The 16140-nt window shown below is 54.1% G+C and carries 15 protein-coding genes and 3 pseudogenes; 16 read left to right on the top strand and 2 right to left on the bottom strand.

Annotation, left to right across the window (positions count from 1 at the left end; translation table 11 throughout):
• The 3 genes and pseudogenes from IAG25_RS41270 to IAG25_RS39155 all read left to right on the top strand — a co-directional run.
• Nucleotides 1-119, top strand: a pseudogene (locus IAG25_RS41270) (IS3-like element IS407 family transposase); the annotation flags it as partial.
• Between the two features lie 266 nt (nucleotides 120-385).
• A pseudogene (locus IAG25_RS39160) lies at nucleotides 386-586 on the top strand (IS3 family transposase); the annotation flags it as partial.
• A gap of 411 nt (nucleotides 587-997) precedes the next feature.
• Nucleotides 998-1504, top strand: a complete 507-nt coding sequence (locus tag IAG25_RS39155) for a hypothetical protein (protein WP_187609635.1) — start codon at nucleotides 998-1000, stop codon at nucleotides 1502-1504.
• 365 nt (nucleotides 1505-1869) lie between these two features.
• On the opposite strand, the pseudogene IAG25_RS39150 reads toward IAG25_RS39155, so the two are convergent.
• Nucleotides 1870-3107, bottom strand: a pseudogene (locus tag IAG25_RS39150) (IS701 family transposase).
• A 107-nt stretch (nucleotides 3108-3214) separates the two neighbouring features.
• Nucleotides 3215-3856 (bottom strand): type III secretion system export apparatus subunit SctR, encoded by a 642-nt coding sequence (gene sctR / locus IAG25_RS39145; protein ID WP_187609634.1) that lies wholly within the window; start codon nucleotides 3854-3856, stop codon nucleotides 3215-3217.
• Between the two features lie 1642 nt (nucleotides 3857-5498).
• Here sctR and IAG25_RS39140 point away from each other — a divergent pair.
• The 13 genes from IAG25_RS39140 (at nucleotide 5499) to IAG25_RS42190 (ending at nucleotide 16078) form a co-directional block, all read left to right on the top strand.
• The gene (locus IAG25_RS39140; RefSeq protein WP_187609633.1) at nucleotides 5499-5900 is read left to right on the top strand and encodes a protein EsaB; all 402 of its coding nucleotides are present in this window, start codon (nucleotides 5499-5501) and stop codon (nucleotides 5898-5900) included.
• Complete coding sequence (locus IAG25_RS39135; RefSeq protein WP_187609632.1) at nucleotides 5897-7375, top strand: EscC/YscC/HrcC family type III secretion system outer membrane ring protein; 1479 nt, start codon at nucleotides 5897-5899, stop codon at nucleotides 7373-7375. Before IAG25_RS39140 ends, IAG25_RS39135 begins: the two co-directional genes overlap by 4 nt.
• A 544-nt stretch (nucleotides 7376-7919) precedes the next feature.
• Nucleotides 7920-8690: a type III secretion system inner membrane ring subunit SctD gene (sctD, locus tag IAG25_RS39130; protein ID WP_187609631.1), complete on the top strand. Its 771-nt coding sequence runs from the start codon at nucleotides 7920-7922 to the stop codon at nucleotides 8688-8690.
• A 40-nt stretch (nucleotides 8691-8730) separates the two neighbouring features.
• Nucleotides 8731-8976: an EscE/YscE/SsaE family type III secretion system needle protein co-chaperone gene (locus IAG25_RS42390; protein WP_187609630.1), complete on the top strand. Its 246-nt coding sequence runs from the start codon at nucleotides 8731-8733 to the stop codon at nucleotides 8974-8976.
• A gap of 61 nt (nucleotides 8977-9037) precedes the next feature.
• Nucleotides 9038-9778: an AraC family transcriptional regulator gene (locus tag IAG25_RS39120; protein WP_222946854.1), complete on the top strand. Its 741-nt coding sequence runs from the start codon at nucleotides 9038-9040 to the stop codon at nucleotides 9776-9778.
• The gene (sctF, locus tag IAG25_RS39115; protein WP_187609629.1) at nucleotides 9775-9993 is read left to right on the top strand and encodes a type III secretion system needle filament subunit SctF; all 219 of its coding nucleotides are present in this window, start codon (nucleotides 9775-9777) and stop codon (nucleotides 9991-9993) included. The genes IAG25_RS39120 and sctF overlap by 4 nt, the downstream gene beginning before the upstream one ends.
• Complete coding sequence (locus tag IAG25_RS42385) at nucleotides 9990-10253, top strand: EscG/YscG/SsaH family type III secretion system needle protein co-chaperone (RefSeq protein ID WP_375336574.1); 264 nt, start codon at nucleotides 9990-9992, stop codon at nucleotides 10251-10253. The genes sctF and IAG25_RS42385 overlap by 4 nt, the downstream gene beginning before the upstream one ends.
• Before the next feature lie 14 nt (nucleotides 10254-10267).
• Nucleotides 10268-10519 carry a type III secretion system inner rod subunit SctI gene (gene sctI / locus IAG25_RS39105; RefSeq protein WP_187609627.1) on the top strand — a complete coding sequence of 84 codons (252 nt, stop codon included), beginning with the start codon at nucleotides 10268-10270 and terminating at the stop codon, nucleotides 10517-10519.
• Between the two features lie 11 nt (nucleotides 10520-10530).
• On the top strand, nucleotides 10531-11223 hold the full coding sequence (gene sctJ / locus IAG25_RS39100; protein ID WP_222946853.1) for a type III secretion system inner membrane ring lipoprotein SctJ: 693 nt from the start codon (nucleotides 10531-10533) through the stop codon (nucleotides 11221-11223).
• Nucleotides 11196-11780: a type III secretion system domain-containing protein gene (locus tag IAG25_RS42380; protein WP_187609625.1), complete on the top strand. Its 585-nt coding sequence runs from the start codon at nucleotides 11196-11198 to the stop codon at nucleotides 11778-11780. Before sctJ ends, IAG25_RS42380 begins: the two co-directional genes overlap by 28 nt.
• An 11-nt stretch (nucleotides 11781-11791) precedes the next feature.
• Nucleotides 11792-12412: a hypothetical protein gene (locus IAG25_RS39090; RefSeq protein WP_222946851.1), complete on the top strand. Its 621-nt coding sequence runs from the start codon at nucleotides 11792-11794 to the stop codon at nucleotides 12410-12412.
• The gene (locus IAG25_RS39085; protein WP_187609623.1) at nucleotides 12405-13448 is read left to right on the top strand and encodes an HrpJ domain-containing protein; all 1044 of its coding nucleotides are present in this window, start codon (nucleotides 12405-12407) and stop codon (nucleotides 13446-13448) included. Before IAG25_RS39090 ends, IAG25_RS39085 begins: the two co-directional genes overlap by 8 nt.
• Before the next feature lie 1478 nt (nucleotides 13449-14926).
• Nucleotides 14927-16078 carry an EAL domain-containing protein gene (locus tag IAG25_RS42190; protein WP_187609622.1) on the top strand — a complete coding sequence of 384 codons (1152 nt, stop codon included), beginning with the start codon at nucleotides 14927-14929 and terminating at the stop codon, nucleotides 16076-16078.
• Nucleotides 16079-16140: the final 62 nt, after the last annotated feature.

Here is a 16140-nt window from a genome sequence, read left to right as displayed (position 1 = left end):
TGCCGAATGCACCCAATGAGGTTTGGTCAATCAATTTCGAGATGGATTCGCTTGCCAGCGGACGGCGCCTGAAGTGCCTGACAATCGTCGACGATTTCACTAAAGAGACTCTCGACATGGATGCCCAGCGCCAGATAGACAATGGAAGTGAATTTTTCGGCGACTTTTATCATCGCGATCGTTGGATAAACGATCTCTTAAGACACGCCGAATTCGAATGTGGCACACAGTCGCTTTCAAAAGGCGTTATTCAGACCTTCCTTAAGTCGTAAAACGTCCTTGATCATGCGCATGTTCATCCGGTGCGCGGGCATGCTCTCTCCGGCAAAAGCCGGCGAGCATAGCTCGCGTGGTTGATGTCATGCGCAACGCCGGTCCTGCCGTCCGGTTCGTTCGGTCACGATCCCGAAACGGCCGGTCGCCTTCGTCCGAAATACGCACTCGTGATTGGAGAGCTACGACCATTGATCAATTCATCGAAATCGTTGACTCATACATTCGCTGGTACAACGCAAAACGGATCAAACTCTTGCTCGGCTCCCTGAGCCCGGTCGAATACCCGCAGAGTCTTGCAATCGCGGCATAACTCAGTCCAAGAAAATAGCCGCACCCCCGATTCGTCAAACGGGGGAAGGTCACCAACGGCAAAGTATCTTCCCGAAATTAAGTTTCATGCACGATGCTCTTGAGAGGAGATTCTCGCAAGATCTCGTAGGACATTCATTAGCAAAGCGGGCGCGTCCTTTTTGTTTGACGAGGCAGCTGGCTGGGTGTCGCATGCCACCGACACTGATTCGCGCCGCTTTCAGTGTGAGCAGCCTTGGGGAAATCGGAATCACCCTGTTTTCTTGTCGCTTGCATCCGATTTGGTAGAGCTGCTCGGCGCAGGCCGTCGCTTGCGTAGCAGTAAGTGAAAAAGTCCACAAACCGAGGCGACTGCCAGTGCAATAACCAATGCAATGCAAAGCATTGGTGCTAGCTGTTCGAAAAGCCCGAAGTGAGCGAGCAGCGCTGCGCTGCCGACGTCGGCAGCGAAGCTTGGATGTGGCTCTATCCAATAGCAGTTGCATGCAACAGCGGTGGCATTGCCATAATGTTGTGGTATTCCATTAAGCGTTCGACTTTCCTGTTTTCGCGCATAAGCTCTTTCGTGTATGCGTTTGATCTGCCAAATATCGTTGATCCTCCTCGCCATAGCATTGAAAAAAACAAAAGCGCTAGACCCGACCAAAAGAACCACTCCGTGGGCCGCAAGTCGCGCAAGGGAAAGGAAAGGCTTCAGGAACGGAAACATATTGTTAGACATTTTGTGAAATTTGTGAAAGAGACGCCCTTTACGGGCGGCTATTATCACGACAATCGTTACGATGATCAGGATTTATCTGGGCGACATTCCTTTCAATTTTCGACCAAGACCTCGTTGGCAAAGTGGAGTTCCGAAAGCCGCTTTCACGCGAGCAGTGGCTCGCATTCTTCGCCGCGCTTCAGCACTGTAACGTCGTAATGGAGGCCGCCGCCAGCTCGCATTGAATCGCTCGCCAGAACGGCCAGCGCGGACATTTTATCAAGCTTAACTCACTGAACTTCGTGCGTCTCCCGGGAAGAGTGGCAGGACCAACTTCGCTGATGAGGCAATTTTTGAAGCTGCGTAGCGACCGTCATTCCAATTCGTAACGCCGAAGACGGCATCGCTGCAAAATCCTCGAGTACTTCACTGGCTTAGCCGGGCTTTCGTCCGCGATAGAGTAGCGGACGACCAACAAGTAATACTATGTCGAAAAGCGTTTGAGATAACGGAGCAATACGGACATCTCTTCAATCGCCTGGTGATGTGTGCAGCAATTCCGCCAGAGCAGCGTTGGGATCGAGTCAGGTACGTGTCGCTGCATTCGCTGGGGAGCCGCGCGCGATGTAGTCCGTGGGTAATGCAGGCGCACTGCGGATTGCGGATTTATTTTACCGCATTCATTAAGGCGCTGTGCGGCAAGGAAGCCGCAGGCAGCTATGCTTAGCGATGCGTGATGATGAAATCTGCGCCACCCACGTCTCGAAGTGTCCAAGGCCGAACTCCTGCTTGAGGTCCTGGTAGTCACGCTCAATGCGCCAGCGCGTCTTGGCAACGTGAACGAGATGTACGACCGCCGTATCGTCTGGCAAGCCAGTATTTGGTTGGTTCGAGCTCGCCACTGTGCCACTCGATAAGCAGCCATTCTTCATCGCGCAGCGCGGCCCTCCAATAATCGCGGTGCGAGGCCCGCACGCGCAACGCCGCAAAGCGGGAACTCAGGGCGGTACGCGTACCTTCGCGCCACGAAACGATCTGATAGCGGGATGGTTCGAGCGCAAGCGCAAGCTCTTTTACTGCGACGGGATTATGTCCCGGTACCCGTCGCTGAGGCTTCTCGGTCGGCCAGCCTTGCCTGTTGGAGATTCGACAGCCAGTGGCACGAGGCCCGGTGGCCATACGCGGGTGGTCGACTGGATACTCACGGCGTGTTGCAGGCCCATTTCACTAACGCCGTCACGAAACGCCGTGTAGTTCCCATAGCCCGCATCCGTCCGCACCACTCCATTCGGAGCACAGCTTTGCCGTGCTTCGCGCAGCTGTTTGATGGCGATCTGCGGCTTGGTCGCAAACCCAATCTCCTCGGGAACCCCTGCCAACCACCGTCTCGCCGGATCGTCCGCCATTCCTTCGGAAGGTGAAGCTGATAAGCGACGGGCAGGCTCGCCTCCGTGGTGGCTACCGACAGGGTCACGGCTACCTGGCAATTGCCCTGCTTACCCAACTGCCCGCAATATTGCCGCGCCACGCCCACCGAGTGCTTTCCCTTCTTCGGAAAACCGCTATCGTCGATGATCCAATACAGCCCGCTTGAGGGATTCATGTGCGGCAATACCCAGCGACGAACCTGTTCAACTAATGCGGCGTCAGACCATTCGGACTTTGAAACGAAGTGATGCAGAGACTGGTGCCGCGCGCTTACGCGGTGCGGCTCGAGATGGGCCGCCCGCGGCTCAACCCTCGAGGCCGGCACGACGATCACTGTGCCCAATTGTGTCGTTTATGTGTCCAGCTACTCGTCGAACGATGCTTCCCAGTCCATCGCTTCCTCATCAAAAGGATGAAGAGGCTCCTATAATGCCAGCATCTCGGGTAGAGCAAAATTCAACTACTTTCTACTAGACGTGAGCCAAAAACAAGGCTCGCCTCTTAACGATAAGATAGTAACAGTTGGCTGAGGAGCTGATCCCAACCGCCGACTAGCACGAAAACCAGTATCTTGAACGGAAGCGAGATTGTCATCGGCGACACCATCATCATTCCCATCGCAAGCAAGACATTTGAAACCACTAAATCGATCGCAATGAAGGGAAGAAACAACAATAGACCAATCTTGAACGCCTCTACAATTTGGCTCATGGCGAATGCGGGGATCAACAACAGTAGCGAGTCGTCGCGCACTCGGTCTCGCACTTCCGATGGCCAATTCTTGCGAGCCGTATCGCGAAAGAACTTGAGCTGTGCTGGAGCTGTTTGTTTGAGAAGAAACTCCCGATACGGATCAAGTGTGTCGTCTGTTAATCGGGACAACAGACCCGAATCCGCAGGCAAGACGGCAAGTCGGTTCTGGACCGCCAGACCTACTGGCGCCATAATAAATAACGACAAAACAAGTGCTAGTCCGTACAATGCAATATTCGGAGGAATTTGCTGAATTCCAAGTGCGTTGCGCAGCAACGAAAATACAATAGAAAGTTTAAGGAATGACGTACCCATCACCACTAAGAGTGGCAGCAGCGACAACAAAACCAGCAAGGAAATCAGTTCGATGGATTGGTTGGCAATGTTCATGATAATTTGCTTATGCAGTACCTGCTTGCGCAGGAGGGCGACCGCCAGACCTGATCGTTGGTTTGTCTCATTGTTGATGGACGAGTCCTATCACATGCATTCGCTGAGCTGTACGGCGTCTTCTAATCAACAGGCTATAACTACCTCGCTGGCTTTATGCCTCTTTAGCGCAATATAGCTATGCTCACCAGTGGCCCTCTGCCCTTTCGATCAGGAGAGCTGCCGACCTCCACTGCTTCGCAAATGCGCTTGGAATCATCCTCCAAAACCGGCGCAGAGAATCACGCTCAAGGCAGGGCACATTCTGCCGGATCTGCGTGCGCCCCGTTATGGAACCGATCGTGAAAAGGGACCAAGGCTGATCGGTCGAGTACGTGAGATCGGAATGCCCTTATCAAGTGGTACGCAGCTTGCTCGAAAAGCAACGGTTGGATATCAGCTAGCGCCCCGGAGAGAGACAAATCGAGCGAGCTTCCGGGTTCGAAGCGCAGAAGACAATCGGCAGCGGGATGCCCAAAATACAGCTCGCATAGGGCCGCGCGTACTTTAGCCGCTCGCTGCTCCGATTGAACTCTTCGCAGGGAGCATATCTAGCTGGCGCGACTAGCGGTGCGTAAGCTCTGTCGCGACACATAGGCTGACCGATGGGCACTTGCTCGCGTGGATCGAGCTGAACGGTGTCAAAAAGCGAAGCCAGCCAGGGAAACATCGCGTCCAAAAGTTGAGCTTTGATAAGACATCCTTTGCCACGCGAAGTATCCATGATAAGTAAGGTACTTGCGCTTCACGCTATAGAGTACCATGCGCCGCGCGGCGCAGTCATGTCCGAGGCAGTCGTAAGCCGTCGACCGACTATAGCGCTATCAAGCGTGAGCCCTCGTTGCGCGACTCGAATCTCGCGTTCGGATAGGATATTGCGTCTTTTAGAATGTGTGGCGACCCAATGAAAGCGAGATCGGGACAGCGAGCTGACGCCGAACGGCAGGCATGCGTCTGTGGAAGACCGGCGCCCGATACAATGTGTGTCTCGCTTCCTAAGAGCCAAAATAATATCCTTCGAATTTAAGTCCCTCGCTCGGACGAATCCAGCTCGATGAGTTACGACGTACGGGCCCGAAGCTTCACTCCTACAGTAAATTGCTCCAGAAGTTTGGCGGACCTACGGCTGCACGGAAGATGTTACGCCGCGAAACGTGCCACCGTCACGGAGCTGTTCTGCCGCATTGAGGCGGTTCACAACCGTTACTCTCGTCATTCGTCGATCGGGTTTCGTACCACCGCCCTAGACCCTTAACATCCGATTGCCAGTCAGATACGGAAAACAAACGTACCTTGGCGAAGGTGGGACGCGTGAACACTATCGAGCACTCGGTCTACTTATATCAAACGAATATCAGCTGTACACGTAGCACAAGCGCTCCGATTGTCTCGACCCGTTTCACATGGTCCACCCCGGGCAAAAATGGCACGTACTATATCGAAGTGTTGACTGTCGATGGTCCAAGCCAAGAGGCTGACGCATTGTCAACTGTGTCGGTCTTCGTTTGCATCCGGTCGAGACCTGAGTTTAGGGGTAGGCCGTGGTAAGTTTCAGGTAAAGACCGGATGCGCTGCTCATACATATATTGGCAGCATAGAGCCCATGGACAAAATGATTGACCCTCTTCGTGTATTGAACTGGCTGGCCGCACGAATCGTCGCGCCGCATTGGGCGATAGCCTCGACAGTTCTAGTTGGCGAGCTCGGTGCACGTGCAATACGCGCCCGCAGTTTCGTGAACGGAGTGACAATAGCTATGACGCTGGATCGGCCGCCCGACCGCGCAGCTGAAGCCTGTCTGCTCCTTGCTGCTACGCCAGAAGTGTCTGATGACTCGCTTTACCTAGCAGAATCGCAACTCTGGTTGCTACGTCGATATCCGGTGTCACTCACAGAGACTGAACTTGATTTGCTCTTCAAGCAACAATTGGCACTTGCGGCCTTGTTGGCCTTGAGCAGCGGCGCCGACGCGGTTCCTTTGCCGATTGCGGGAAGGTACGCATGAGGCAACTATATCCAGCCCTTATCATACTCATTGCGTTTTCTGTGAGCGCACAACCTATCGTTTGGCAGGGCCCACCATTCTTTGTATCTAGTCGGACCTCTACTCTCGCATCAGTGCTTAAGAGTCTTGGCTCGAATTATCGCTTGCCAGTGGTGGTTAGCCCGAAAATCACGGAAATCTATGTTGGCGAGTTGCATGACAAGCCGCGTGGAAGCGCCCTTATGGACCTGGCGCGATTGTATCAACTATTGCCATACTACGACGGGAGTGCCCTTTACGTTTATAAAGCGACGGAGGTCGATAAGGCGCTGCTCGCTCCGGTGTATTTGAGCGGATCGGAACTGTCACGTTTCATCGAGTCGAGTGGTTTGTTAGACGATGCTTCCTGTCGACTGAGTCGCATGGGGAGCGCTAATGCGCTGCAGATCAGTGGTGTGCCAGTGTGTTTGGCTCGAGTGTCTGCGCTCGCAAAGCAGCTTGACGAGCAGAATCTGAATCAAGAGCAGAACAGGGAAGCAATATCCGTTTTCCCCCTTAAATACGCAAATGCGGCCGACACCAATTATGCGTATCGTAACCAAGCCGTTGTGGTGCCTGGTGTGGTGTCGGTGCTGCGCGACATGACACAAGGGAGGGCGCTGCCATTGCAGGACAACAAGACGCCTGTACCGGTGGACGCGAGCGGACTCCCGATGTTTTCCGCGGATTCCCGCCAAAATGCAGTGTTGGTTCGTGATCGTAGAAAGAACCTAGCGCTATACGCCGATTTGATTCCACAGTTAGATCGAAGGCAAGTGCTGATCGAGATCTCAATGTCTATCATTGATGTTAATGCTTCGGACATCAACGAACTCGGCATTGACTGGTCGGCTTCAGCTCGGATTGGTGGAGGAGCGATCAGATTCAACAGTGGAGGTGCGCTAGCGTCAGATAGCTTTTCTTCCTTGGTTTCAAGTTCTGGTGCTTTTATGGTGCGTCTTAGCGCTTTAGAGGAAAAGTCAAAAGCAAAGATCGTGTCACGCCCATCTGTTGTAACCTTAGACAACGTCCAGGCTGTACTAGATCGTAGTATCACATTCTACACAAAGCTAGTGAGCGAGAAGAACGCGCAGCTTGAGGCAGTCACCGCAGGCGCGTTGATGCGGGTAACGCCACGGTTAATTCATGAAGACGGGGGTGATCGGGTCTTGCTCACACTCAATATCCAGGACGGCCGTCAAGACAAGCCATTGAGCCGTACCGAGGCGTTGCCACAAATTCAGAGCGCGGAAATCGCCACGCAGGCCAGCCTGAACGTAGGTCAGGCACTGTTGCTCGGCGGTTTTGTTCAGGACGAGAAGCAAGAGGGACTTCGCAAGATCCCCTTATTGGGCGATATTCCCCTATTGGGCAGGTTGTTCCGTAACACCGAGCAAAGTGAACGCAGTGTAGTGCGTCTCTTTTTGATAAAAGCTGAGCCGTTGTCTCTCGGGTGAGGGCTATTCTATGGAGGCAAGATTCAAGCTTAAGCTGCTCAACGGTCCACTCTCCGGTCGGGAGCTATTTCTCCCGCTTGGCTCGTTCACTGTTGGAGACGACGAATGTGACTTGGCCCAGCCGCTAGACGGTAAGGTTACTGCTAAGCTGAATGTATCGATACAAGAACTGACTCTTTTGACTGATACACCTTGTTGGGTATCCGGACGCCCACACCGGTCTGGGCCGCTGCCTCAACATAGGTTTATCGATCTGGCCGGCTTGCACTTCACGTTTGGTGTCACAGATGCTCCGTTACCTGAACTGAGCTTTAAGCGGCGACGAAGTCCTAAGCGACGCGGTTGGTTGACGGTTGCTGTCTTAATTGTTCTAGTTGCAGGCTTAGGTTGGGTTCTGACTCGGCCCATGGCGTCTGGCGCTCGCCTCGCTCTCGGTGACGTGGTCTCACGGAGCCGAGATTTCGTCTCCGGACTGGACGGGCTGCGACTGGATGGCGCGCAGGGTTGGCTGCTCAGGCCTCAAGTGACGCCAGACGGTGCGCGCGTGGCGCGCGATCTGGTAGCGCGAGTTCAGCGTAGCCATCCCGAGCTCGGGGCGCGCTGGCTGGATGATGGGACATTGGTACTCTCTGGACGTTGTCGAAACTCGGAGCAACTGGGCTCAGCAATCGAGCAACTGCGTTCGCAGGGCGTGCGAATACAACAGATGGCGGTTTGTGACGACGAATTGGAACGTTCGGTGCGCGCGCTGCTGGCTGATTACGGTTACAGCAATGCATCGGTTACGCTGACTGACGGCGACCACATCTATATTGATGGGCCAGTGCGAGACGATAAGCTCTTTCCGGTGCTGGTCGAGGCGCTCGACAAGATGCCCGGCTTGCGCGACTGGCAGCTCTCGGACGGTAGAGCGAGTGAGCTGGCCGAACTGCTCGCCCGGTTGCGGGCAGCAAATCTTCTAGGAGGAATTAGTGCGATTCGAAGTGAGCAAGGATGGGTTCTATCCGGACAATTGGACCCGGTACGCCAGACAGCGCTCGAGCATGTCGTTGCTCTGTGGAACGCTGAGCCTGGGCGTGCTACTTCGTTGCGCTTCGTCAGCGTGGCGAGCATAGTGCATGCCGCGGACTACTTGCCGGCGGCAATCTCGAGCATCAGTGGGAATGCGGACGAGCCGTTCTTGGAGCTAGCGAATGGGACTCGCTTGCAGCCCGGTAGTGCGGTGTTGGGAGGTATGCGCATCGTCGACATCAACCCAACGGGCATTTCACTTACTAACGATCATCGTCTGCTCTTCCTGTCGTCCCAGCGTTGAGTAGAAATATGCAACTACTTCAATCGACTGAGAGGCTTGAATGCACACACTGACTGAACTCGAAGATCGACTATCCGCTGACAACCTTGGGGTCTGGCGTCGTGAGCTGCGCCTCACGCTGGAGGCTGCAATCGACGAAATTTGCATACGACAGCGCCAGCCACAGCAGCCGGCTGCTCATTTACTCGCGTTGAGTCGGCAGCACTTGGCTTGTCAAGCGGCGTTGCGGGTGATCGATATTGTATGGAACCGTTGTCATCGTAGCGGTATCCAATTCAGGCCATGACCTGATAGCACGTGTCCTGCGTCCGCGCGATCATGGTTTCATAGTAAAAAAGGGATACGTGATGGCGACGCTACAGATTATTCCGTTTGCACAGAGGGGCGAATTTCGGATCGTTAGAGAAGGGCCGGCGGTGGTAGGGCCGTGCGTGCTGTTGGTGGCTGGCTCCCCTACGGTTGATTTGCCTTTGGATTGCAAAGCATTCCACTTTACAACGGCAAGTGTGCAGTCGGTGTTTCGCGAACTCCAGCAGCTGATGGTGGGCGGCCATCATAGTGTAAGAGTCGATGCGATTGTTACAGTTCCAGCCAGCGAGGACGTGCTGCGGGCGGTCAAGCAGCTTGCGGAGGTCGATGCCGAGGCGATGCTACGTTTCGTGCTCGCGTATAGCTTGACTCAGGACGGCTATCGTTGCACAGCGCTACTGCGCCATATCGTGGCGGCCGATAGAAGCTTGTTCGATTTTGTGCACAACCATCGGTTGGAGCATTGGCCGGTCTCACGCTATGCCGACACACTTGGATTGTCGCAACGAAAATTCAATGAACTCTTCAAGGATAAGTTCGGTGTTTCAGTCAAGCATTGGTTACTAGCGCAGCGGCTTGAGCATGCTAAGTTGTTACTAGAGACATCACCGAAGAAAATAATTGATGTTGCGTTGGAATCTGGTTTTGGGAACGCCGCCCATTTTTCAGATCGATTTCGGCGTCATTTTGGTGTTTCACCCCGTGGTGTTCGCGAGAACACGCACTCTTATGGGAACCACGCGCCAGTGCAGCGTCTCACGAAAGGGAAAGTACTATGAACATAGATGCCATTGCAGCAGGGATGGGTAATCAGATCACTCGTATTGCTAGCGATGCCGACGCCGCGATGAGGTCTGATGTGGTAAACAATCCGGAAGATATGCTTAAGGCGCAGTTCGAATTGAACCGATATTCCGTGATGCTCGGTTATGAGAGTTCCGTGTTGAAAGCACTCAAGGACATGATGATGGGTGTTATATCAAAGATCGGATGAGAGCAATGAGATCACCGTCGCCTGATGTCGTTCGCCTGATAGTCGAGACCGGTTTCGCCGCCGTTAATCACGGGTTGCGCCCCGAGATAAGGGATATTCTCGCTGCAGTTCCGGATCTAGTCAATGATTCTTCACAGGTAGCTCGTGTCGAGGCGATATTGTTGTTTGGGCTCGGGCATCGGCGGGCAGCCGCCGCACGATTAACTACGCTTGATGTCCCTGAATGTGGGGTTCTCCGCGCGATTTTGAAGCAACCATGATGGGAGATTAATTCATGAATGTTCTGCCTTTAATCGGTGCCGCATCTGCAGTTTTGCAAGTGAGTCAGTCATCGGCAACCGTGCCGTCCGACGCGGCCAAGGAGCGGTTCGCTGCTCTGCTTGATAACCCGGAAGCTGTGAGTTCTCCTGATGCCTTACTTGCGGCGCAGATGGAGCTAACGAAGGTGACCGTAGGGGCAGATCTGACAGCGAAAGTTGCTGGCTTACTGACTCAGACAGTAAATAAACTGGTGAGTATGCAATGAGGCTTCGGATCTTGCTGCTGTGGGCGTTGTTGGTGCTTGGCGGTTGCAAGAGTGAGCTTTACAGCAATCTGGACGAGGCGGACGCGAACCAGATGCTAGCTTTGCTTATTTACAATAAGATTCCTGCTAGCAAGACAGCGAGTAAGGAGGGCGTCGGTCTATCGGTTGATAGCGATCGTTTTGTTGACGCTGTCGAAGTATTGCGCCAACACGGCCTACCCCAGCGCAAGACTGCAACCATTCAGGACTTGTTCCCGTCAGGGCAGTTGGTGTCTTCTCCGGAACAGGAGGAAGCAAAGCTGAACTATCTTAAGAGTCAACAGATAGAGAAGATGTTATCCAGCATTGACGGCGTGATTGTTGCCGACGTTGCAGTGGCAAGACGGAGTCTGCGTGACGATGAGACCACAGAACCAGCGTCCGCGGCTGTGTTCATCAAGTACAGCCCGGATGTCAACTTTACGATGCGCGAGGCTGAAATCCGCGCGCTTGTACGCAACGGGATACCGGGTCTGGATCCGGGGCGAATTAGTCTTACCATGCAGCGGGCCGATTACCGATACATGACGCCGGCAAAGATGCCTGAAGCAACATCTGGGTCGATGTCACGCTTGCTTATTGTTGGAGCGGGAGGGGTATTGTTGCTGCTCCTAATTGTGACTGTGATTTGGCGGCTATGGAACCGGAAAGGGATTTCAGCGTGAGTTTGGGCCGACGTAGGCTTTACTCGTTGTGGCATGAACCAGGACAGGAGATGGCCTCGGGTTGGTGGGGCACATTACGTCTGTCAAAGTGGCAAGAGCCTTACGCACGTCATCCATTGATCCGTCCAACGTTGAATGAGATGATTGCTCGGCGCTTGGGGCAAACGCGACCGGTTCCGAAGATGAGTCCTCTGGTAGAGGAGATGTTAACGAGTCGAATACGTCGCGAATGTCTGTGCGCGGCATTGGGTCTCATTTCTTTGCAGTGCCCCGACTATCTCGTGCTCCGGCGTTTCAGGACTGCGCTATCGCCAACCTTGGATAGTCGGGCATTGGATCAATTGATAGCACTGATGCCTTTAGACTCTATCTATCAAGCAAGGGTGGCGCCCGAGGATTTGCTGAGAACCGCCTTGCGGTCCGGCGTCGCTTGGTTGAGTAGCTCTGCAGATCCTGCGCTAGTCGTATGCCGTCTGCTCTGGGATCCGGCAGGCGGGACCATGAGTACCTTCGCTGCACCCGAAGCCGTTTTGGAGAAGCTCCTCAGGTGGTTATGAGTGCGAATCCGTTGAATATCGAGATGCTGGTGCTTCCGGGGACTCTACCTCCGGAGGATGTGATTCCTGCTGCGAATCTCGCCGCGCGCAGTGAAATCGAATCGCTTCGAAGACGGGCGTTAGCGGAGCTGGAGCAGGCGGAGAGGGATTCGATCGCCACGCGTGAAGCCGCGTTGCGCGCGACAGAAGAAGAGGTGGAATTGCTGAAACGCAGAGCGCGTGATGCTGCCATCTCCGACGCGGTGCGGTGGATGTGCACAGAGAATGATATGGAAAGGCAAATTGCCAGTCAGCTGACCGTGCGTTGGCGCAAACTAACTGCACAGATTATCGAGAAACTTCTGGGTAAGAGCGAGCATAACGAACTGTTGCTCCGTCGAGTCGAGCGCGAGGTCGCGGAGCAACTCCCACATGGAGCGCTCACCTTATATGTGGAGCCTGCAGCATTGATAACCGCAGAGTTGATTTTCGCCGATAGGCCCGAAGTGGTGGTCGTCTCCGATGCGGAGCTCGCAGGCGGACAGGCTAAGTTGGACAATGGGCTGTTCTGTTTACACCTTGACCAGCGAGAGTATCAGACGAAATTGATAGAGCGGTTAGTAAACACAGGCGAGAGGGTGAATCATGCTTAGATTGGATCAAGCGCAGATACCTGTTGTTCCAAGTGATTTAAATGACAGCTTCTCCGAAAAACCTAGGGTCGAGTCTCTTAGAGATGTATCTCCCGTCGCTCTCGCGCAGTCACAACTGAGGGAGGCGAAGAGCAGCGCGCTACAAGAGACTCAAGAAGACCTTGCTTTCGCCTTAGGCGGTAGGCTTAGAGACGCTCGCCGGGGCGCGGGCAGTCAAGAAGGTGTTCGTGGGCGGGTGTTAGCACAGAAGCTCCTTGCACAGATGGCCGTCGATGACTCAATTGAATTGGGAAACGTGCTAGAGGGATCGATGGTATGGCTGGATGCGCCAGAGTTATTGCCAGCGCTTCAGAATCACACGACTGACCCAGGGCAGATGGCGCTTATGCTCATGGGCGTGTTGGTCAGAGGCAAGCCAAGTAATCGACTACGGCGTAAATTGGAGAGTGCTTTAGAGGAGTTGACCGGTGACGATGACATGGCGTTGTCGCTGTTTGGTGTACTTGAATGTGGAGAGCATTCAGCCGGATTACACCGTCAGTTAAGGAGTCTCTATCATCGGGCCAGTGAATCGCGCCAGAAGCCGTCGCAATGGCTGAGTGCGCTCGGCGAGGGCGCGCACAGAAAACGTAAGCTCCGTGCGATGTTGCGCCTCTTGGCGTACGAGTTATCGATTAGCGGACAGCCTATCGTCGGTAGCCATTTGGCCGCGGTCATTGGCGATATAAAGCAACTACTACTCATGCTCGGATTGGAGGCCCATTGCGGTCAAATGGCTGCTTCACTATCGCTTCCGCTGGTAAACGGGGAGTCGCTATTGCGAAGTGTCGTGGTTCTGGTGGAGCAAATTTGGGTGAGCGCAGACATGGTTTCGGAGATGCTCCCGATTGTTGTCGCCGAGCAGCAATATCGGTTGATACACGCGCTGAGCAAGCTTGTTCAGTTGTTGCCAGACGAATGCTTTGTCGATTCTGAACACAAGGGTCAACTTGAAGGCGCAATCGCTGAGCTACGCGATCGATGCTTGGATAGTTGAGTCGATGTGTATTAGTCGCTATTTGATAGAACAGGAAGTCGGACAGATGGAGCGGCAACGTAAGGGTGAAGCACGGGTAAGATTCAGTATAATTTTCCGTAAGGCAGGGGCCGCCCTGGCTTGGGGAGTCAACGCGGGTTAGCATGCGGCTATTGCTGCATGGGGCACGTTTGTCAATACCTTTGTTTTGCTAACCATGATACTCTCGACGGTTTTTGTCGAGTGTGCGAATTCCCAGGGCGAGATCATCCAAGCGGCAAAGAGGAAGTCCACGATTGCACTGCGGCTACCGGCACCGCTAGTGCGAGATCGCCAGAATATTCGGCGGCCCGGCACCGAATAGATGAGAACAACTCTAACAGACCAAGGGGACGCAACTGGGCTCCGAACAGCTCTTGCAATTTGACGAGCTCGCACACGATGCCCGCCTGTTCGCGCCGGTGCCTCGGTAGGCGCGTCCGTTGCCAGACTGGTCGAGGATACATTCCGAGACGGGCAGGAAAGGCGTGTCGCTCGACCTGATGCGTGACGACTACAAAACCCAGGAGCCGGATGGGAGCGGTTATAGCTTGTGCAGCAAGTGATACGAACGCCGGACGGCGTCATTGCCGATGACGCTTCGCAGTCAAACCCACGTGTCCGGCGAAAAGCTGTTCATCGACGGTATCGACTAACCTGCTAACAGGCTCGGGAATCGGCGATCCACCTACCGGCGAGCCCCGCGAGCTCGAACCGTTCGTTGCCACGCCCGGCCCACGCAAATAGACGTACCCGGCAGTGACACAGATGCAGCAGTTGCAGGCATGTATGGCTGGTCTTTCGTGAACAGTAAGGGCTAGTGAAACGCCCCGAGAACCGTGGTGGCTGGGTGGCTTTAGGTAAGTCGGGTTCAGCGGCAGGCGTATCAACTTGACGTTAGTCGCTTGCCTCAGCTTCGGCGGCCGGAATATAGCTGAGGTGCCCATGAAACCGCGCTAACTCCAATATAGTTCGGCTCATGAGTTCAGGCGTGCAGCGGATTCATCAATCGAACGGTGTCCGCCTGCCTTGAGTTACAGGGCAGACTACCACGGGTAGACAAGCACATTGTGTATTTGGCAGATAATACGAGCTCAAATTCAAAAACTATTGAAACGAACCGATGCTATCGTTCGGTTTAAGTGTTGAGCTTGCGGCGGCAGATTCGCTGGAGTGATGTAAGAGCAATACCTGATTCGACAGAAGCCTGTTGAACGCCTTGACGGGCCGTGTGTAGTGGAAGTGACGGGTCGGCGCCAGCGATGGCAGAGGAATTGTTAATTGTCCTCCATACCAAAAATGGTCTGATTGGCGGGTGCCGGGGCGTGTATTGTACCATCCATTATTTCCGATGAAATCGCTCCGCGTTTCCTTCGGCTCACCGATGAATCATGCGAATGCCAGGATGAGGTGAGATTATGGCTCTTGTGAGCGGTGGAAAATGTGAAAATGAGGATCTTGTGAGCGATTTCAACACTGCCGAACGTTCGGTGCAGATCTCGGAGAATGATCGGTTGGATGTTGTGGTGAATATCATGAACTACCGCCAACTTGTTCAGCGATACGCTCGAGATGTAATTCACGTTATGAATCGTGTCTTGCTCAACGGCGTCAACGACGTTATTGGCGATGACTCAGTGGTCGCTCTCGTGGAGCCAGGGCAGATTAGACTCCCTCGCCTGCTGCCGGCGGGTCTGGGTTTTTCGGAGACACACGCTTCGATTGAGCGAATCTTGACCCGGATTGCGCCAGCGAAGGAGCTGCAGGGTCTCTTATCACTAGCAGCGTTGGAAGTGCATGCTTCAGCTGCAGGGGGCGTGCAGGGTGTGAGGGTCCTGAAGATTCCGGCGAGAGAGAGTCAAATGCACATGGCGGTAGCCGAGGAGGTCTTGTCAGCAGTGTCGAACAATCGATTAGCCTTGTCCCGTCAGCCTATACGACGTGTTGGAAAGGCAAGTGATGTATTGTATGATGAATGCCTAGCACGATTAGTCCTTCTGGACACTAATCAAGTTATGCCTCCGGGAAGTTTTATCCCGAGCATCGAACGTGCGGGCCTCGTGAGCGCGTTCGATCGGTTAGTGGTTAGATCGGTGATCGGCGAGCTTGCTGCAAACCAGGGCATGGTGCTTGGTTGCAACATTTCTGCTCAGAGTGCGGTCGAGGCTGCTTGGTGGCTACCTATTTTTGAGGAACTCGGGCGGCGGCCAGATATTGCGGAGAGGCTTGTGATAGAAGTCACCGAGAGCGCCCCCCTCGTACCAAGTAAAGGGCGCTCCTTTGTTCAGCGCTTGCAAGCGCTAGGTTGCAAGATAGCGATCGATGACTTCGGAGTGCATTACGGTATGGCCACGGGGATGGAAATTAAGTCTCCTGACATCATCAAAGTAGACGGTTCGCTTCTGAAAAATGCGAGACTCGGGGCGCGGGGGCAAGGACGCCTTATCGGCATATCTGATCTGGCAAGAGAGTTGTCTAGTATCGTTGTGATTGAGGGAGTTGAAGAGCCGAGCGATTTTGAGTTGGTTGATCGCGCGGGATGTCAGTGGGTTCAAGGCTACCTATTGGGCCGTCCGACCGAGCCAGTAGTACCCGGCCGCGCTGCCGTTTAAGAAGCCTTAAAAAAAGGAGGAGGATTTTCCCCCGTAACTCAGGACAGCCGGACGCCGGTAGA

Source organism: Caballeronia sp. EK (genome assembly GCF_014384845.1).
GTDB lineage: Bacteria > Pseudomonadota > Gammaproteobacteria > Burkholderiales > Burkholderiaceae > Caballeronia > Caballeronia jiangsuensis.
This window is presented reverse-complemented; position numbering and strand designations above follow the sequence as displayed.